Source organism: Rathayibacter sp. AY1F4, assembly GCF_002931775.1.
Classification (GTDB): domain Bacteria; phylum Actinomycetota; class Actinomycetes; order Actinomycetales; family Microbacteriaceae; genus Rathayibacter.
Genome location: NZ_PSVE01000001.1, coordinates 112,786 through 131,676, shown reverse-complemented (window position 1 = coordinate 131,676; position 18,891 = coordinate 112,786). Strand labels below are relative to the sequence as shown.

The following is an 18,891-nucleotide window of genomic DNA, read 5'->3' as shown; positions in this document are numbered from 1 at the left end:
ACCGGAGTAGAGGTGGGTCCGAGGCTAGTCCCTTCCCGGAGGTGTGCGGACGGAGTGCGCTCCCGCGTCAGTCGGCGAAGATCGCGCCGACCGGCTCGCGCTTCTCGGCCTGGAAGCGGTCCTCGGCGCGGCCGAGAGCCCAGTAGGCCGAGAGCGAGAGCGCCCGGCGCTCCACGCCCCACTCGTCCTGCAGGAGGGCGCGCAGCTGCTTCATCGCGGTGCGCTCGCCGTGCGCGAAGACCTCGAGCACGCCCTCGGGCCTCGGCTCGGCCCGCACGGCCGCGACCAGCGCCCGGCCGGCCTCGAGACCGCCGCGGTGCAGCCAGCGCACCTCCACTCCGGCCGGAGCGGGAAGATCGAGCTCGTCGGCGGCCGAGTCCACCTCGATCAGGACGAGGCCGCGCGCGTGCGCGGGCATCCCCTCGAGGGCCGAGGCGATCGCCGGCAGAGCGGAGTCGTCGCCGAGCAGCAGGTGCACGACCTCAGGGTCGGCGCTCGGCGACCAGGCGCCGCCGGGCGCGGAGAGGGCGATCCGGTCGCCGGGAGCCGCGGCGAGCGCCCACGGACCCGCCACCCCTTCGTCGCCGTGCACGACGAAGTCGACGGCGATCGAGCGCCGCTCGAGGTCGACCGAGCGGACGGTGTAGGTGCGGCGCACGGGCAGCTGCTCGGGGGCGACGCTCGCCCGGAGCGCGTCGAGGTCGAAGGGCGGCTGGAGGTCGGAGCCGCGCGGCGGGAGCAGGAGCTTCACGTAGCGGTCGGTCGCGGCGAGGCGCTCGGGGTCGGACTCGGCGAGGAACGCGTCGAGCCCGTCGCCGCCGAGGTGCACGCGGACCAGGTGGCCGGTGAGGCGCTCGGTCCGCAGCACGGTGAGCACGTGCTGGCTGCGGGCGCGGCGCGGGCGGTCGGGGGACGGGGCGGCGTCGGTCATCCGCCCAGCATGCCCGGTCGTGCTCGGTGCGGGCCGAGTGCGGGCCGCTCGCGGGCGGGCGCCGAGGGGTCACGAACGGTCGCTTCCGACGGGCGGAGGGGACCGTTCTCGACGCATCGGAGCGGTCCGGGGGCACGGCCGGGACATCCCGGCGCCGAGCGCGAGGCGGCGCCGCGAGCGCGCGTACGGACGAACGCGCGCCGAGGGGTCACGAACGGTCGCTTCGGAAGGACGGAAGGAGCCGTTCGCGACGCATCGGAGCAGGCCGAGGGCACGGACGGGGCATCGCGGCGGGGATCCGCGCGAGGCGGCGGCGCGCGCGGGCGCTGATCCGTCGCTCACGGCCCGCGGAGGAGCGCAGGACGGGCCGTCCGTGACAGATCGGAGCGGGCCGGGCGCGCCTGGGCGCCGCATGCGGAGCGAGCGCGGGCCTGCCGGAAGGCGCCGGGCGTCGATCCGTCACGAACGGCCCGTGCGGGAGGACGGAACGGGCCGTCAGCGACGGATCGGAGCGGGCGGCCGGAGGCCCTAGCCGACGGAGCGGAGCGGACAGCAGCGCACGTCGGCGGAGCGGGCGGCGCCGCGGCCGTTCGCGACGGATCGGAGCGGGCGGCCGGAGGCCCGGGCCGACGGAGCGGAGCGGACAGCAGCGCACGTCGGCGGAGCGGGCGGCGCCGCGCCCGGTCAGCGACGGATCGGAGCGGGCGGCCGGAGGCCCGGGCCGACGGAGCGGAGCGGACAGCAGCGCACGTGGGCGGGGCGGGCGGCGCCGCGCCCGGTCAGCGACGGCTGGGAGCGGGCGGCCGGAGGCCCCGGCCGACGGAGGGGAGCGGACAGCAGCGCACGTCGGCGGAGCGGGTGGCGCCCCGGCCGACGGCCCGGCCGACGGCCCGGCGGACGGCCGGTGGCGCGAGGTGCGCTCGCGCGGGGCGCGGCGGCGGGGGCGCGCCTACTCTCGCGGGATGACTGCGACGGCTCCGCGACTCCGGCACGACCGACTGGTCGCCCCCGATGTGCTGCGCGGAGTGGCGGTGGCGGCCATGCTCGTCGCGCACGCGATGCCGCTCGTGCCGAGCGCGCGCACAGGGGTCGTCGGGTTCCTGGCGTGGAACGTCAACGATCTCGCGTCGCCGCTGTTCGCGCTGGTGATGGGGATGTCGGCGGCCCTGGTGCTCGCGCGGCCCGGTGCCTCACCCGGGCGGGTGCTGCTGCGGAACGCGATCCGCGGCGCGGTGCTCGTGGCACTCGGCGTCTGGCTCGAGACCTGGGGCAGCTGGATCGCGATCGTGCTGCAGTACCTCGGCGTCGTGCTCGTGCTCGGCACGCCGCTGCTCCTCCTCCGCTCCCGGACGATCGCCGCGCTGGCCGCCGTGCTCGCGCTCGCCGCCGGGCCCGTGAACGCCGCGGTCGCCGCCGCCGCACCCGGCTCTCCGCTCGCTCTCTGGCTCTTCACCGGGCCGAGCTACCGCGCGACCAACCTGCTCCCCTTCTTCCTCCTCGGAGCCCTGCTGCTGCGGCACGGCGCGCAGCGCGACCGGCTGCTGCCGGTGCTCGCGGCGGTCGCGGTCGTCGCGTATCCGGTGCGGCCGCTGGTCGCGCTCCTGCTCGGCGTGGAGTCGCCCTCCGGCAGCCTCCCGGACACCCTGCACGACCTCGGGCTCGTGCTCCTGGCCTACGTCGCGGTGGTGCTGCTGACCACGTCGCGCTCCACCGCTGTCCAGCGGCTGCTGGTGCCGCTCCGGGCGATCGGCACGCTCGCGCTCTCGGTCTACGTGCTGCAGGTGGCGCTCGTCGCAGCGCTCGCGCGGGCGGGCCTCGGCTACTCCGCCGACACTCCGCTCGCCGCTCTCGCCCTGGTGCTCGGGCTGTGCACGGCCGCCGTGCTGTGGTGGCGGTTCCTCGGTGCCGGCCCCGTCGAGCGGCTGACGGCGCGGCTCACCGGGCTCGTGCCGCGCTGAGCCGCCCGGCCGCCCGGGCGAGCCCGCGGCGAGGACCTGAGCTCGCCTGAGCTCGCAAGGTCCGCGGCGAACCCGGCTGATCCGCCGACACCCGGCGGCCCGCACACGAGCGCAGGCCGCCGGGCGTCCCCTCCCTCAGCGCGCGAGCGCCGACGCCTCCTTCGCGAGGGCCGGGCCGTGCGCCGCGAGCACCAGGTCGCGCACCGCGGTGGCCGGGAGCGACGCGGCTCCGGCCGGCAGCAGGTCCGCGTCCGAGGCCAGCACGAGCGGAGTGTCCGCCGACGAGGACGGCAGCCTCCCGTGCGTGCCGCGCACGAGCGACGCGTCCAGCGGCACCAGGTTCATCGCGTAGCGCAGCCCGAGCGCCTTCTTGGCGAGGTTGCCCGCCGCCTTCGCCTTCACCAGCGGGTCGGCCGGATCGAAGAAGAGCTCGGCCGGGTCGTAGCCGGGCTTGCGGTGGATGTCGACGCCGCGGGCGAAGTCGGGCGCGCGGTCGTCGTCGAGCCAGTAGTAGTAGGTGAACCACGCCCCCGGCCGGGCGACCACGACGAACTCGCCCGAGCGCTCGTGGTCGAGGCCGTAGCGGGCCTGCGCCTCCCGGTCGAGCACCTCGTCGACGCCGTCGAGCCCCTCGAGGATCGAGCGCACCCGCGGCAGGTCCGCCGCGTCCTGCACGTAGACGTGCGCGACCTGGTGGTCGGCGACGGCGAACGCGCGCGACGTCCACGGGTCCAGCTGCTCGCGGCCGTCCTGCACGTAGACCTCGAGCAGGCCCTCGCGGCGGAGCGCCCGGTTCACGTCGACCGGGGTGTCGGCGTCGGCGATCCCGTACTCGGCGACCACGATCACCGAGGCGCCCAGCGCCTCCGCGTCGTCGAGCAGCGGAGCGAGCACCACGTCGAGCTCCGACGCGGCCCGGCGCGCCTCGGGCGAGTCCGGTCCGAAGCGCTGGAGGTCGTAGTCGAGGTGCGGCAGGTACGCCGTGGTCAGCTCGGGCGGTCCGGACCCGTCTCCGGCCAGCACGTGCCGGGTCGCGTCGACCATCCACTGGGTCGAGCGGAGCGACGCGGTCGGCCCCCAGTACTGGAACAGCGGGAAGGCGCCGAAGCGCGAGACCAGCTCGTCGTGCAGCGCCGGCGGGCGCACGTAGGCGTCCGGCGACTTGCGGCCGTCGGCGTGGTAGATCGGGCGCGGAGTGACGGTGACGTCGGTCGACGCCCCCATCGCGTACCACCAGCCGATGTTGGCCGCGCGGTACGGCTCGCCGCTCAGCCGGCGCGCGGTCTCCCAGACCTTCTCCCCCGTGACCAAGCGGTTGTGCTGGCGCCACAGGTGCACCTCGCCGAGGTCGCGGAAGTACCAGCCGTTGCCGACGATCCCGTGCTGCGCGGGCATCGAGCCGGTGAGCATGGTCGACTGCACGCTGCAGGTGACCGCGGGCAGGACCGTGTCCAGCGGCAGGCGCCCGCCCCCGCGGGCCAGCCGCGAGAGGCGGGGCATGTCGGCGAGCGCCGTCGAGGTCAGCCCGACCACGTCGAGCAGCAGCACGGGCCTCACAGCGCCGCCGCCTGCGGGAGGAGGGGCGCCAGCAGCGCCTCTCGGGAGGCGGGCGTGAGCAGGTGCGCGGCCGCCCAGGCGAGCTCGGCGCCGATGCCCGTCGAGAGGTCGCTCGGGGCGTCGGCGAGCACCGACCAGGTGTAGGTCTCGACGTCGAGGTGGATCTCGTCGTACGGCCAGGCGGCGTCGACCGCCGAGACCGCCTCCGCCAGGACGGCCGTGGTGGCCGAGAGCGGCGCCTCCGGCCGGTGGTGCAGCGGCACGTGGAAGTGCACGCGCCACGGGCCGGTGCCGGGGAGCGTGTCCAGCGCCTCGGGCAGATCGTCCACGCGGAGCACTCCGTCGATCCCGTTCTCGCGGGTCTGGTGCAGGTAGCGCTTCTCGACGAACGGGGTGAGCGCGGCGCGGCCCGAGGGGTCCTCCAGGTGGAGCGCGGCCGAGGCCTGCACCTTGACCACGCGCAGGCCCGCGTCGCGGATGCGGCGGACGGCCGAGACCGGGTCGGCGAAGGAGACGGCGAGGTGGCAGGTGTCGAGGCACACGCCCACGTACGCCGGGTCGACCACTCCGATGCGCGGGTGCAGCCAGTCGACGACGTCGTCCACGGTGTCGAGGATGCAGCCGGGCTCGGGCTCGATCGCCAGGCGGATCGCGTGGCCGGTGGAGCGGCGCAGGTCGCGCAGCTCCTCGACGAGCCGGGCGAGGTTCCGGCAGGCGGCCTCGTCCTGCTCCCGTCCCCAGCCCTCGCGCCAGCCCAGAGGCAGCGTCGAGATGCTGCCGTCGGCGCCGGCGGGCAGCAGGTCGGCCAGGATCCGCGCGCAGTCGATCGTGTACTGCAGGCGCTCCGGCGTGGTCCAGTCGGGGCGGTAGACGTCGAGCTTCACGACCTCGGCGTGGAACGCGGCGTACGGGAAGGCGTTGAGCGTGCGCACCTCCAGGCCGTTGCGCTGCAGGGCCGCGCGGAGGACGGCGCGGTCCTCGGCGCTGGCGACCAGGCGGGCCGCGAGGTCGCGCGGGATCCACAGGCCGACTCCGACCAGTGCGAGCCCGGCGGCCACGCGCGCGGGTCCGGCGTACACGTCGAGCTGGCGGACGACTCCGGCCAGGTCCTCGGCGGGATGGACGTTGGTGCAGTAGGAGAGGTGCATCACACGACCTCCGCCACGCGCGGCGCGCCCCGGAGCACGGAGTTGCCCTCGAAGGTGCGGCCGGCCGACTCCTGCACGTCGAAGCCCGCGACGGGCGAGAGGTCCAGGCGTCCGCTCTGCCCGTAGAACTCGACCGGGTTCTGCCAGAGCAGCCGGTCGACGTCGCCCGCGCTGAAGCCGGCGACGAGGAGGAGGCGGCCGGTCTTCGCGGTCGTGAGCGGGTCGGAGCGGCCCCAGTCGGCGGCGGAGTTGACCAGCACGTGGTCCAGCCCGATCCGCTCGACCAGCGTCACCAGGCGCGTCTCGTCCATCTTCGTGTCGGGGTAGATGGAGAAGCCCATCCAGCAGCCGGAGTCGCGGACCGCGTCGACGGTGACCTCGTTGAGGTGGTCGACGAGGACCCGCCCGGGCTCGAGCCCCGAGTCGGCGACGACCTCGAGGGTGCGGCGGGTGCCCGACTCCTTGTCGCGGTGCGGAGTGTGCACCATCGCGGGGAGGCCGTGCTCGCCGGCGAGCTCGAGCTGCTGGCGGAAGACCTGGTCCTCCTCGGGGGTGAGCGAGTCGTAGCCGGTCTCGCCGACCGCGACGACGCCGTCCTTGGCGAGGTAGCGGTCGAGCTCGGGCAGGACGGCCCGGCAGCGCGGGTCGTTCGCCTCCTTCGGGTTGAGCCCGATGGTGCAGTGGTGGCGGATGCCGAACTGCGCGGCGCGGAAGCGCTCCCAGCCGATCAGGGCGTCGAAGTAGTCCGTGAACGAGCCGACGTTCGTGCGCGGCTGGCCGAGCCAGAAGGAGGGTTCGACGACCGCGCGGACGCCGGCGTCGAACATCGCCTGGTAGTCGTCGGTGGTGCGGGAGGTCATGTGGATGTGCGGGTCGAAGATGCGCATCGTCGCGCCTTTCTCATCGGTGGTGGTGCCCCGCGGTCGGGGCGGCGTTCGGGGGCGGTCAGCTCGGCAGGAGCACCGCCAGATCGTCCGGGAGCGGGCGCCCGGCCGCGCGGCGCTCGTCCGCGAAGCGGCCGGCCATCGCGCGCAGCTCGGCGTCGCTGCGCTCCTCCAGCCCGGCGACCGCCGCGAGCGGGACGCCGAGGAAGACGAGCTTGAGCACCCCGTGCCGCCAGGCGTGCGCGTCGAGGTGGCGGCGGGCGAAGGAGCCCATCGCCGCGGCGACGAGCCGGGTGTCGTTGGCGCGCAGGGCGTCGGCGGTCAGCTCGAGGCCGGCGAGGGCCGTCGCCGGTCCCGGGTCGCCGAGGGCGTTCAGCGCGGCCAGCACTCCGCGGCGCTCGGCGCCGTCCCCGCCGCGGTAGAGGCGGAGGAGGAGAGCGGCCAGGTCGTCGTCGCCGAGCGCCTGCGCGGCGGCCTGCACCAGGGCGGCGCGGGCCGCGTCGTCGTGCGTGCCGTGGACGAGGCCGTGCGGGTCCTCGGCGGGCCGGAGCGGCTCGCGTCCGGCCTCGCGGCCCGCGGCGGGGAAGAAGCGCTCGATCCGCGACGGGCGCTCGAGGACGGCGGAGCGGGCGGCCGCGGTCCACGGGTGCTCGGCGTGCGAGGAGGCGCCGCCGAGCGCCTCCTCCATCGCCGCGAGGCTCGCCACGGCCAGGCGGGGCGCGTCGTGCGAGTGCCGGGGCAGCTCGACGGCGGCGATCCCGCGGTAGCCGATCTCGGCGAGGGTCGCGAAGGCGGCCGCGAGGTCGAGCGATCCGGTGCCGAGCTCGAGGTGCTCGTGCCGCTCCGGGAGCATGTCGTCGACCTGCACGTTCAGGAGCAGGTCCCCGGCGCTGCGGAGGGCTCCGACCACGCCGTCCGGCTCCACCACGACGCAGTGGCCGAGGTCGACCGTCAGACCGACCGACTCCGGGTCGCCGAGCTCGCGGCGCAGCAGCAGCGCGTCGGCCACCGTCTCCACCAGCATCCCCGGCTCGGGCTCGACGGCCAGCCGCACGCCGTGGCGCTCGGCCGTCGCGACGACGCCGCGCATCCGCTCGACGAGCAGCCGCCAGGCCGCGGCCGCATCGGCGCCCGCCGGCACGACCCCCGACCAGAGGGAGACGGCGTCGGCGCCCAGCAGCGCGGCGATCTCGATCGCGCGCTCGAGGAAGCGGACCCGGGGGCCGGCCTCCTCGTCGACCAGCGTGGGGCGGTGCTTCGCGAACGGGTCGAGCAGGTACCGCGCTCCCGTCTCGACGACCACGCGCAGGCCCAGCTCGTCGAGCCGCGACCGGAGCGCCAGCGTCCGCTCGCGCCAGTCGGCCGCGAAGGGATCGAGGTGCGGGTGCCCGAGGGTGAGCGCGACGGCGCGGTACCCCGCGGCGTGGATCACCGTGAGCGCGTCGTCGAGGGTGTGGTCGGTGAAGCCGTTGGTGCCGTAGCCGAGGACGGGTCCGGTGGCGCTCATGTGATGTCCGCCGTCCGCGGGCGGCGGAGCAGGAGGGAGCCGAGCGCGTCGAGCGCGAGCAGCGCCGCCCCCAGCTCGGGACGCTTCAGGCCGGCGAGCGCGGCCTGCAGCGGGATCATCCCGGTGATGCCCGCGCGGGTCGCCGTCCGCGCGGCCGCGGCCGTCGGCGTCCGCACGGCCTGCAGCTGCGCGGTGAGCACGAGCAGGAGCCAGCGCCCGAGGCCCGCGGCGACGACCGCGGCGGGGGCGGCCCGGCGCTCGGCCAGAGCGCCGGCCGCGGTGGACAGCGCGATCGCCGCGGTGCCGGCCGAGACCGCTCCCGCCGCGACCGGAGTGGTCCCGTGCACCTCGCCGCGCGAGAGCACGGTGACGCCGAGCGTGTGCGCGGCCACGGCGGCGGAGGCGGGGGCCGCCGCGCGCACGCCGTCGACGCCCGCGCCGAGCAGCACGTCGAGACCGCGGCAGGCCGCCATCACGACCGGGCCCAGCGGAGTCGGCTTCGCGAGCAGGTCGTACGACCAGATCCCGGCCGCGAGCGGCAGCGAGAGCGCGAGCGAGCGCCGCCCGTCCACGACGGCCGCCACGGCGATCCCCGCCGCGGTCAGCGCCGCCGCCGTGCCCAGCGCCGCCGAGCGCCGGATGCGCCCCGAGGGGATCGGCCGCTCCGGCCGCTCCCGGGCGTCGAGCTCGGCGTCCGCGTAGTCGTTGAGCGCCATGCCCGCCGAGTAGAGCAGCGCCGAGGACAGCGGGAGCGCGACCGTGCGCGCTCCCACTCCGCGGCCCGCCCACGCTCCGCCCGCGACGGTGTCGCCGATCACGGTCAGCGCGGCCTTCGCGCGGACGAGCTCGAGGTAGTCGCGCAGCTCAGCCATCGCTCCGCGTCCCGCTCGTCACCGGGGTGCGGCGCTCGGCGACGAGCGCGCCTGTGCGGGCGGACCAGGCCACCAGCTCCGCGGTCTGCTCGGCGAAGCCGTGCACGTCGCTGCCCCACGGGTCCTTGAAGAAGAAGCCGAGCTCGCCGACAGGGCCCGAGACGCCGGCCTCGTCCGCGAGCGCCAGCAGGCGGGCGAGGTCGAGGATCAGCGGCGCCGCGAGGGCCGAGTCGTATGCCGACCAGATCGTCTGCACCGTGATCCGCGAGCCGAGGAAGCCCTCCGCGTGCACGTGGTCCCAGGCGGTCTTGACGTCGCCGAGGTCCGGGACGTTGTCGATGTGGAGTGGAGTGACGACGTCGTCGCCGAGGAGGCTGCGGAGTCCGCGGTTCTTCGAGACGAGCTTCGAGCGCACCGCCTCCGGGTCGGCGAGGGTCTGCCCGTCGCCGCCGCCGAGGAGGTTCGCGCCCGCCCACGAGAGCACGCGCATCCCGCGCGCCGTGAACATCGGCGCGAGCACGCTGCGGAGCAGGGTCTCCCCCGTCTTGCCGTCCTGCCCGGCGATCGGGATCCCGGCCTCGGCGGCCCACTCCTCCAGGGCCGGCAGGGCCAGCGCGGTCGAGGGAGTGAAGCAGGCGTAGGCCGCGCCCGCGACGACGGCCGAGAGGGCGGCGATCGAGCTCGGCGGCAGGAGGCGCTCGCCCGGACGCGCCAGGGCGGCGCGCAGAGCGGCGAGGTCGTGGAACTCGGGACGGTCGACCGGCAGCACCTCGGTCGAGGCGACGTCGATCACGACGACCCGGGCGAGGCCGTGGCGCTCGCGGAAGGCGACGATGTCGGCGGCCCGGCGGTCGATCTCCTCCTGCTGCGACGCGGCGTCGGAGGGGGCGAGGCGGATCTCGGCGTCGGTCGCGTCGATCCGGTCGGCCACCTCGGCGACGACCGAGGTCGGGAACATGCCGCCGGCCGCGAGGCCCGTGGCCTTCTCGAGCAGCGGAGTCGGCGAGACGTCGTGGCCGCCGATGACGATGTCGGCGAACCCGGCGAGCGGGACGTCCTCGAAGGCGGGGGTCGCGGTGGCGCACCCCGAGCTGGGCGCGGCTCCGGCGGCGATGGCGTGCAGGCCCACGGCGGCCGTGGTGGCGACGCTGCCCCGGGCCCCGATCAGCCAGAGGCCGATGCGCCCGCTCGATCGGGGGGCGCCTGTGGTGGTGGTGTCGGACGAGGTCATCGTTCTCTCCTGTCTGGAAGGGCTGGCTGAGCGGCGATCGTCGGGGCGCACCCGGGCGATCGGAGTGGGGAGGGGCCGCGGCGGGGCGCGCGACGCGCCTCCGCCTGGCCGTGTCGCGCACGACCCGCACGGGGGGCCCGCTGAGATTGCGCGACCGTGCGACGCCTGGTTTCCTCAGGTGTGCTGTCCCCCGAACCCGTCCTCCGGGCCGAGAGAAGGAGCTGAGCGTGGCCGAGCGCGCGGGTACCGCGACCGGCGACATGCTGAGGCTGTTCGCCGACGGTCGGCCGCGCACCCGCGCCGAGCTGGTCGAGGAGACGGGCCTCGCGCGGACCGCGGTGATGACGCGCCTGGAGCAGTTCTTCGAGCTCGGACTGATCGCGCACCTCGACCGCGCTCCGTCGACCGGCGGCCGTCCGTCCGCGCGTCTCGTCTTCGACCCGGCCGTCCGCTCGCTCCTGGCCATCGACCTGGGCGCGGCGCACTCGACCATCGCGCTGACCGACTTCGACGGCCGCATCATCGCCGAGCGCCGCGAGGAGCTCGACATCGCGCAGGGCCCCGTGGCGGTGCTCGGACACGCGCTCGACGTCTGCGACGGGATCCTCGCCGCGGCCGGCGTCGACCGCTCCGCCCTCGCGGGCATCGGGGTCGGCGTGCCCGGCCCGGTGGAGCACGCGAGCGGCCGCCCGGTGCGCCCGCCGATCATGCCCGGCTGGGACGGCTTCGACATCCCCGCCTTCGTGCGCCGGCGCTACGACACCACGGTGCTCGTCGACAACGACGTGAACCTGCTGGCGCTCGGCGAGCGGGCCTCGCGCTTCCCGCACGCCCTCGACCTGATGTTCGTGAAGGTCGGCACCGGCATCGGCGCGGGCATCGTCTCGTCCGGGCTGCTCCAGCGCGGAGCCCTCGGCTCCGCCGGCGATCTCGGCCACGTCCAGGTGCCGCGCACGGCCCCGGCCGCGGCGGGCGGTCAGGAGGGGGACCTCGAGGCGGTCGCGGGCGGCTCCGCTCTGGCCGCCGGGCTCGCCCGGGCGGGCCGCGACGTGCAGTCGGTGCGCGAGCTGATCGACTTGCTGAAGGCGCGCGATCCCGAAGCCGTCGAGGCGGCGCGGATCGCGGGACTCCAGCTCGGCGAGGTGCTGGCCACCTGCGTGAGCCTGCTGAACCCCTCCGTCATCGTGCTGGGCGGCGCGGTCGCCCTCGCCAGCCCGGAGATCCTGACGGCCGTGCGCTCGGTGATCGACGAGCGCTCTCTCCCCCTCGCGACGCAGCGGCTCGACGTGGTGACCGCCGAGCTGGGCGGCAGCGGGGGCGTGCGCGGTGCCGCGCTGATGCTGCGCGGGCACCTGCTCAGCCCCGCCGTGGTGGACGGCTTCCTCGAGCAGCTGCGCGCCGAGGGGCGGGCGGTCCGCTAGAGCGGCGGCCGCGGGCCCGGAGGCGGCGGGCCGTGCCGGCGCGATCCCCCGCGGACCGCGTCGGCCGCACCCGGTCAGGAGCGGACCTCCGCGCGGTCGGCGTCCTCCGGCTGGGCGCCGAGAGCGGCGGCGACGGCGGCGTCGATGCGCGCCTGCTCCCCCGCGGCCCGGCGGCGGCGGCGGACGACGGTCAGCACGATGAGCCCGATGAGCAGGGCGAGGAGGAGCACGGCGCTCCACGGCACGGCCGCGGCCGAGGTCTCGGCGGTGGCGACCGGCACGTCGGGGACGACGACGGCGGAGTCGGCCTGTGCGGCCTGGTCGGCGGTGACGACGGTGCCCGAGAGCGCGGCGCGGGCGGTCGCGACGAAGAGCGGCCAGACTCCGGCGACGGTCACGGTGCGCGAGACGGAGGTTCCGGGGAGGAGCTCGGGCAGCGGCTCCGGGTCGGTCGCGGACACCGGCGCGAGGCCGAAGAGGCCGGCGACGCTGATCTCGGCGCCCGGCGCGATGCGGGTGTTGCCCGCGTTGGTCACGGTGTAGTCGACGGTCGCGGAGCCGGGGGCGAAGGGGTTCCAGCCGCCCTCGTACGAGACGGCGAGGTCGTCGATCGACAGGCGCGGGGCGAGCTCGCCGCCGACGCGGAGGTACATGCGCGAGCCCAGGCGCCGGTCGACCGAGACTCCGGTCTCGCCCTGCACCAGGATCGAGGACACGACGCCCGCGGCGTAGTCGCCCGGGGTCACGTCGTCGGGGACGACGACCTCGAACGGGACCTGCACGCTCTCGCCGGCGGGCACGGTGACCTCGGGCTCGGGGAACGCGATCCAGCTGCCGAGCTGCGTCGAGGGCTCCGCGGCGGGGAGCAGGTCGAGCTGGCCGGCCTCGGTGATGAAGCCGTCGGAGCCGTAGACGCGGAACGTCTGCTCCTCGTCGTCGTAGTTGGAGACGATCAGGGCGTCGCTGAGGCGTCCGCCGGGATCGAGGGCGTAGGCGTAGTTCGGCCGCTCGCTGCCCTGCTCGGTGTCGGCGGGGCGCACCCCCCAGGTGACCGGCGTGGAGGCGGGGTCCGCCTCCTGGGCACCCGCCTGAGCCGAGAGGCCGCCGGCTGCGAGGAGCGTCATCAGCAGCAGGGCGGCGGTGGTGCGGGAGGTGCGTGGCATGAGCGACATCGATCAGGCTTCCGTTGCAAGGGGGGATGCCTCCCCGCGGGACGCCGCTCCGGTGCGCGGCACGCCGAGCGGGGCGTACCGGAGTGGCGTCTCGCGGGGAGACGGGGGGAGGGTGGGGCGGCCCGGAGGCCGCCCCACCGGTGCTAGCCGAGCGCGGTGAGCGTCAGCGTCGCGGTGTAGGTGCCGGTTCCGACCGAGAGCGGGAGCTTCAGGTCGAGGTCGGCGCCCAGGACCGAGGATCCGGTCGGGTGCTGCGCCGCGGCGGAGCCGAGGACGCGGGGCGTGGCGAGGCCGTTGCCCGAGTCGAACCCGGAGGGGACGGCAGCGCCGGCGACGGCACCGCCCGTGTTCTCCAGGACCTCGGGGGTCCAGCCGAGGTGCTTGCCCGAGAACGTCTTCTCGCCGGAGCGGAAGTCGCTCAGCTGGCCGGTGACCGACCAGGCCGGGCCGTTGAGGCGGGTGTCGGTCACGCGGACCGGCACGAGCTCACCGGAGGCGGCGAAGTGGTCGCCCTGCTCCTCGGCGACGCCGAGGTTCACCAGGTTGCTGGTGCCCTCGAGCGTCCAGGTCAGCTCGCCCTTGTTGGCCTCGGGGACGATGACGGCCACGGCCTGGTCGCCGGCCGCCGCAGCGCCCGCCGCCGTTCCCGTGAAGGTGCCGTCGACTCCGGCGGCGGTGTTGCCCGCGCCGAAGTTGACCGCCGGCGCGTTGTCGGTGAGCGCGATGCGCCCGCCGACCGTCGAGCCCGCGAGCTGGACGTTGCCGGAGTTGCCCGAGAGCGTGAGATCCCCGCCCACCGTGTTGCCGAGGGCCGAGGCCGAGCCGTCCTCGTTCGCGCCCAGAAGAACGCCGCGCGAGGAGCCGGTGACGGCGAGCGAGCCGCCGACGATGGCGCCCTGCACGTTCACGCCGAAGTCGCTGCCGGCGAAGGTGGCGTCGCCGCCGACGCTGGTGCGGTCGACGTCGACGTAGTTCGCCGCGTCGGTGCTGACCGAGCCGTCGACCGAGAGGTCGCTGAACTCGACGTCGATCCCGCCGGCCTCGACCATGCCGCCGACCGTGAGGTCGCGCAGGTAGAGGAAGCCGCTGCGGCTGCCGTCCGAGAACGACACGACGTCTCCGCCGACGCTGGTGCCGTCGATCGAGATGCCGTACGCGTCGGTGCCGATGACGTCGCCGCCGATGGTCGCCGAGGTGGCGTCCAGCCAGGCGTCGTCGCCGACGATGACGTTGCCGGTGACGGTCACGTTGCCGAGCACGCAGGTCTGGCCCGCGCCGACGTTGAGGTCTCCGGTGATCGTCTGGTTCCCGAGCTCGGTGGTGCAGTCCGTCGTCGCCGCGAAGGCGGACGGTGCGGCGACCATCGCGAGGGAGGCGGCCGCGAGGACCGCCGTGGGCGTCTTCCACTTCATGGGGGTTCTCCTCGGTGCGCTCGTGCGCGTCGTGCTGGTGGTGGTGCTGTCGGTGCGGCGCGCGCGGCGCGGGGTGCGCTCAGCCACGGAGCGCAGCGATCGCGGAGTAGCTGCGGGAAGCGGCCTCGAGGGAGTTCCCCGTGCTCGGCGGCGTCGCCAGCGTGGGAGCGGTGTCCTGCTCCCAGACGCCGAAGCGCTGGCCGCGGTCGCGCAGCTCCGAGAGGAACGCCTGGTAGGGCAGGTTGCCCGCGCCGAACTCGACGATGTCGTAGCCGTTGGTGTTGGCGTTGTTCGTCTTGCCGTCCTTGAGGTGCAGGATCGGGTAGCGGCGCGGGTTGCGCTTGATGTAGTCGAGCGGCTCGAAGCCCGGGTAGAGCTTCTTGCCGACGTACGCCCAGTAGACGTCCATCTCGAGGTACACGTGACGCGGGTCGGTGTTGTCGTAGAAGAGGTCGTACAGGCGGGTCTTGGGGTCGTCCGTGGCGAACCCGAACTCACCGGCGTGGTTGTGCTGGTAGAGCTTCATGCCCGCGGCCGAGACCTGCTGGCCCCACTTGTTCCACTCCTCCGCCGCGGCGAGGTAGCCCGCCTTGGTGTTGACGTTGGTGGGCGCGTTGCCGGTGCCGAGGTGCGGCGTGCCGAGGATCTGCGCGATCTCGATCTGCTTGCCCAGCTCCGAGCGGAGGAGGTTGGTGCCGACGTGCGAGCCGACGGCGCGGAGGCCGTTGTCATCGAGCAGCTGGCGGATCTGCTGCGGCGTGATCGCTCCGACGTTGCCCTGGGTGTACCCGGCGAACTCGATCTCGCTGTAGCCGATGCGGCCGAGCTCCTCGAAGACGGCCCGGAAGCCGAGCGACGAGACCTTGTCGCGGACGCTGTAGAGCTGGATGCCGATGCGGTTGATCGGGACCAGGCGCGTGGATCCGGACGAGGGCGCGGGGGCGGCCGTGGCGGGCGCCGCGAGGGCTCCCGCTCCGACGCCGACCGCGACGGTCGATGCGGCCAGGGCCGTCATCAGCGAGCGCCGGCTCATCGGCTTGGCCGTGATGGATGCGTGGTGGTGGTGCATCATTTCTCCTTCGAAATGGCAGATGGTGCAGGGGGTGGGGGGCCGGCCGGCCCGGTCGAGCCGGCCGGCCCCTGCGCGGGGGCTACTGCTGGACGGTGAGGTTCAGCAGCGCCGACGCGGCGTTGGTGTCCGCCGTGGCGGTGTGGGTGACGGTCAGCTTGTAGCTGCCCGCCGCGAGCTTCGGGAGCGTCACCACGACGTGCCCGTTCTCGTCGAGGGTCCCGGTGAGCATCGCGACGGTGGAGAGGTTCCTCTTCACCATCACGCTCACCTGACCGGTGCCGGCGACACCCGTCGAGGACTTCGCGTCGACCGTGACCTGCGCGCTTGCGCCCGGCTTGACCGGGTTGGGCGAGACGGTCGCGGTGAGCTCCGAGGCTGCCTTCGAGACGATCAGGCGGGCGGTGCCCTCCGAGGCCTTGAAGGTGGCGTCCGAGCCGTACGCCGCACGGAGGGTGTGGGTGCCGGCGCCGAGGGTCTTCGGCAGGGCGAAGGTCGCCTTGCCGTCCTTCAGCGTCGCGCGGCCCAGCTCGGTGGCGCCCTCGTAGAGGACGACCTCTCCGCCGGGGTTCCCACCCTGACCGGTGACCGTGACGGTCGCCTCGCCCGGTGCCCCGAAGGTCACGCGGGGAGCCGAGAGCGCCACGGTGGTGGTCGACGCGGCGGTCGGGGCGTTCGCCGCGGCCAGGTCGATCGTGAACTTCACCGTGCCGACCGCCGAGACGTTGCCGCCGGTGTCGGTGGCGCGGTACTGGATCGTCCGGGCGCCGTTCGTGGTGAACGGGACCGTGTACGCGCCGTTGACGGCGCGGACCGTGGTCCACGTCGTGCCGTTGTCGGCGGAGTACTGGACGGTGGAGATCGCTCCGTTGTCCGTGGCGGTGAGGCCGAGGGTCACGGGCTTGTTGTAGACGCCGCCGACGCCCGCAGGCGCTGCCGGGTCGAGGGTCGCCGCGACGGTCGGAGCCGTCTTGTCACCGGCGCCGACACCCTGGAAGGTGAGGGAGTCGAGCGACAGGCCGCTGGGCGAGGTCACGTAGAGCGAGCCGGTGCCGCGGGGGACGTTGGTGCCGAAGGGGACGAGGACGTCCTTCCAGCCGGCTCCCGCGGGGATGGTCGCCGTTCCGAAGGGCGCTGCGTCGGCAGCGTTCCAGCGGAGGTCGACGGTGCCCTCACCGGTGGCGCGGACCACGACGCCGGTCAGGTTGGCGAAGTTCACCGGGTCCCAGCGCAGGAAGGATCCCGCACCGAGTCCGCTGACGGCGTTGCCGCCGCTGGCGGTGGTGTCCGCGTAGGGCAGGACGCCCTCACGGGCGGCGTGCTCCGCCTCCTGCGTCTTCGGGTTCAGCCGCAGCGTCGCCTCGGCCGCAGCCGGGGGCAGGCCGTTGAAGCCGCCGTCCGTGTAGGTCACGACGACGGTGCCGTACAGCAGCGCGCCGGGGCCGTGCTCGGGCGAGTCCTTCGACGTCGGGAACGCTCCCTTGGCACCGGTGCCGGTGACCTCGGGGTGGGCGTGCTCGTCGTGGCCGAGGCCGTAGGTCCAGCCCACGCGGCTGCTGACGATCTGGTCGCCGTCCTCAGCGTCCTTGCCGGTCACCTGGTAGGGGATCGCGTCGCCCCAGTTGAAGAACGAGCCGTTGCCGGGCGTCTGGATCTGGATCTGCGGCGCCTGGTTGCCGACCGAGATGACCCGCGAGGTCAGGCTGAACTTGCCCTTGGCGTCGGTGACGCGCAGACGGGCCGTGAACTGTCCGAGCTCGGTGTAGGTCTTCTTGACGGTCACTCCGGTGGCGTCGAAGGTGCCGTCGCCGTCGAAGTCCCAGTCGTAGGTGAGCGCGTCGCCCTCGGGGTCGGTCGAGCCCTTGGCGTCGAACGTGACCTCGAGCGGGGTCTGCGAGGCGGACAGGGGGGTCGCGGTGAAGCGGGCCTGCGGCGCCTTGTTGCCCTCGGCGTAGTCGATCCGGTACAGGCCCGCGTCGGGGTTGGCGCGGAAGAATCCGTCGCCGTACTCGATCACGTACATCGACCCGTCGGGGCCGAACTCCATGTCCATCGGGTTGTCGTGGATCGGCTGCGCGGCCTGGCTGAGCGCCGCGTTGGGGAGGAAGTCCTCGATGTGCGTGACCGCGCGGTCCTCATCGAGCGTGAACGCCGCGATGTAGTCCTGCGAGAACTCGCCGAAGAAGGTCTTCTTGTCCCAGTACTCCGGGAACTTCGACGTCGAGGTGTTCTCCGCGTCGAAGTGGTACACCGGTCCGCCCATGGGGCCCTGGCCGTTGCTGGTTCCGAAGTTGACGAGCTCGTCGAACGGCTGGTCGCCGGGGTTGTCGCCGTAGTAGACGGTCGCCGCCTTGGCGTCCGGGATGTCGACGAGGCCGGTGTTCCAGCGCGAGTTGTTCTTCAGGTTCTCCGGGTCGAAGAAGCCGCGGGGCGTCGACGTCTCGAAGTTCCACTCGTTGTACGGCGCGTTGGGTCCGTGGACGTAGGGCCAGCCGGAGTTGTGCGGCTCGTCCAGTCCGGTCGCGTTCCACTCGACGAGGCCCATCGGGCCGCGGACGCCGTCGGCCGCAGCGGCCTTCGTGGCGTCGGGGCCGTAGTCGCCCCAGGAGAGGGTGTTCGTCTCGGCGTCGACGTCGATCTTGAACGGGTTGCGGACGCCCATCACGAAGATCTCGGGGCGGGTCTTCTCGGTTCCCACCGGGAAGAGGTTGCCCTCGGGGATCGTGTACGAGCCGTCCTCCTGCACGGTGATCCGGAGGATCTTGCCGCGGAGGTCGTTCGTGTTGCCGGCGCCGCGACGCGAGTCGAAGCCCGGGTTCATGCGGGGCGCGTCGTTGTTCGGCGCGAAGCCCGCGGCACCCGGAGCGCTCGCCGGCGTGTTGTCGCCGGTGGAGAGGTACAGGTTGCCGTCGGCGTCCCAGTCGAAGTCGGCACCCACGTGGCAGCACTGCCCGCGCTGGGTCTCGATGTCGATGATCTTCTGCTCGCTCGCGAGGTCGAGGCCCGAGCCGGTCCACTTGAACCGGGAGAGGCGGTTGATGCCCTTCCACTGGTCCCAGTAGCTGTCGGTCGCGCCCTCGGGCAGCATGTTCGGAGCCGCGCCGGTCGGGGTGTTCCCGGGGGGCGCGTAGACGAGGTAGACCCACTTGTTCTCGGCGAAGTCGGGATCGATGCCGACGGACTGCAGTCCGTCCTCCGAGTTCTGGTACACGGGGATCGTGTTGACGACACGGGTGGTGCCGGTCTTGGGGTCGGTGTGGCGGATCTCGCCGTTCCGAGCGGTGTGGAGGACCGACTTGTCCGGGAGGACGGCCAGGTCGAGGGGCTCGCCGACGTTCTTCGTCAGCAGGACCTTCTCGTAGTTGCTCCAGTCGAGAGCGGATGCTCCGCCCTCGGAACCGTGGTCCACTCCGTCGTGGGCCGAGGCGGGCAGGCCGAGGGCGGTGAGTCCGGAGACCGTCACCATCCCGGCGATGCCGAGTGCGAGAAGACGCCTGATGCTTCTTCTCGAGGATCGCTTACCATTCATGCGTGATGTGATTCCTTCAATGAGGTGTTCATCGCAGAGGCCGGGTCCGTCGCTGTCCGCACGACTGAGCGGATCCGGTCTCCTCCTGTCCGGCCCTGGGGCCGGTGTCTTGCACTCCTCCTCCTCTCGCGGATGCCGGTGGCGCTGCGCTGCGGGTCGTCAGTGATCCCGGGGCGGCGCCGAGGTGGGGGCCGGCGCGG

Annotated in this window: 13 protein-coding genes; 2 read left to right on the top strand and 11 right to left on the bottom strand. The window is 74.2% G+C overall.

Going from position 1 to position 18,891, the window contains the following annotated elements:
• Window positions 1-67 precede the first annotated feature (67 nt).
• Window positions 68-931, bottom strand: a complete 864-nt coding sequence (locus tag C5C59_RS00550) for a siderophore-interacting protein (protein WP_104237953.1) — start codon at window positions 929-931, stop codon at window positions 68-70.
• A gap of 962 nt (window positions 932-1,893) precedes the next feature.
• On the opposite strand from C5C59_RS00550, the gene C5C59_RS00545 reads away from it, so the two are divergent.
• The gene (locus tag C5C59_RS00545) at window positions 1,894-2,889 is read left to right on the top strand and encodes a DUF418 domain-containing protein (protein ID WP_104237952.1); all 996 of its coding nucleotides are present in this window, start codon (window positions 1,894-1,896) and stop codon (window positions 2,887-2,889) included.
• Between the two features lie 135 nt (window positions 2,890-3,024).
• Here the strand turns inward: C5C59_RS00545 and C5C59_RS00540 are convergent, their stop codons facing one another.
• The 6 genes from C5C59_RS00540 to C5C59_RS00515 are packed head-to-tail and all read right to left on the bottom strand — an operon-like array spanning window position 3,025 to window position 10,088.
• Complete coding sequence (locus tag C5C59_RS00540; RefSeq protein ID WP_104237951.1) at window positions 3,025-4,446, bottom strand: alkaline phosphatase family protein; 1,422 nt, start codon at window positions 4,444-4,446, stop codon at window positions 3,025-3,027.
• Window positions 4,443-5,594 carry a metabolite traffic protein EboE gene (gene eboE, locus C5C59_RS00535; protein WP_104222467.1) on the bottom strand — a complete coding sequence of 384 codons (1,152 nt, stop codon included), beginning with the start codon at window positions 5,592-5,594 and terminating at the stop codon, window positions 4,443-4,445. Before eboE ends, C5C59_RS00540 begins: the two co-directional genes overlap by 4 nt.
• Entirely contained in the window at window positions 5,594-6,481 is an 888-nt protein-coding gene (locus C5C59_RS00530) for a TatD family hydrolase (protein ID WP_104237950.1), read from the bottom strand. The genes eboE and C5C59_RS00530 overlap by 1 nt, the downstream gene beginning before the upstream one ends.
• A gap of 58 nt (window positions 6,482-6,539) precedes the next feature.
• The gene (locus tag C5C59_RS17510) at window positions 6,540-7,985 is read right to left on the bottom strand and encodes an EboA domain-containing protein (protein WP_104237949.1); all 1,446 of its coding nucleotides are present in this window, start codon (window positions 7,983-7,985) and stop codon (window positions 6,540-6,542) included.
• Window positions 7,982-8,857 (bottom strand): SCO3242 family prenyltransferase, encoded by an 876-nt coding sequence (locus tag C5C59_RS00520; protein WP_208543324.1) that lies wholly within the window; start codon window positions 8,855-8,857, stop codon window positions 7,982-7,984. The genes C5C59_RS17510 and C5C59_RS00520 overlap by 4 nt, the downstream gene beginning before the upstream one ends.
• The gene (locus C5C59_RS00515) at window positions 8,850-10,088 is read right to left on the bottom strand and encodes an inositol-3-phosphate synthase (RefSeq protein WP_104237948.1); all 1,239 of its coding nucleotides are present in this window, start codon (window positions 10,086-10,088) and stop codon (window positions 8,850-8,852) included. Before C5C59_RS00515 ends, C5C59_RS00520 begins: the two co-directional genes overlap by 8 nt.
• A 227-nt stretch (window positions 10,089-10,315) precedes the next feature.
• Between C5C59_RS00515 and C5C59_RS00510 the strand changes: the two genes are divergently transcribed.
• Window positions 10,316-11,509 (top strand): ROK family protein, encoded by a 1,194-nt coding sequence (locus C5C59_RS00510; protein WP_244229502.1) that lies wholly within the window; start codon window positions 10,316-10,318, stop codon window positions 11,507-11,509.
• Window positions 11,510-11,583: 74 nt separating this feature from the next.
• Here the strand turns inward: C5C59_RS00510 and C5C59_RS00505 are convergent, their stop codons facing one another.
• The 4 genes from C5C59_RS00505 to C5C59_RS00490 form a co-directional block, all read right to left on the bottom strand.
• The gene (locus C5C59_RS00505) at window positions 11,584-12,672 is read right to left on the bottom strand and encodes a hypothetical protein (protein ID WP_146082808.1); all 1,089 of its coding nucleotides are present in this window, start codon (window positions 12,670-12,672) and stop codon (window positions 11,584-11,586) included.
• 152 nt (window positions 12,673-12,824) lie between these two features.
• Window positions 12,825-14,093 (bottom strand): hypothetical protein, encoded by a 1,269-nt coding sequence (locus C5C59_RS00500; RefSeq protein WP_104237946.1) that lies wholly within the window; start codon window positions 14,091-14,093, stop codon window positions 12,825-12,827.
• Between the two features lie 79 nt (window positions 14,094-14,172).
• Window positions 14,173-15,162, bottom strand: coding sequence for a sugar phosphate isomerase/epimerase (locus tag C5C59_RS00495; protein WP_219813126.1), 990 nt, complete (start codon window positions 15,160-15,162; stop codon window positions 14,173-14,175).
• An 82-nt stretch (window positions 15,163-15,244) separates the two neighbouring features.
• On the bottom strand, window positions 15,245-18,691 hold the full coding sequence (locus tag C5C59_RS00490; protein WP_181134785.1) for a PQQ-dependent sugar dehydrogenase: 3,447 nt from the start codon (window positions 18,689-18,691) through the stop codon (window positions 15,245-15,247).
• Window positions 18,692-18,891: the final 200 nt, after the last annotated feature.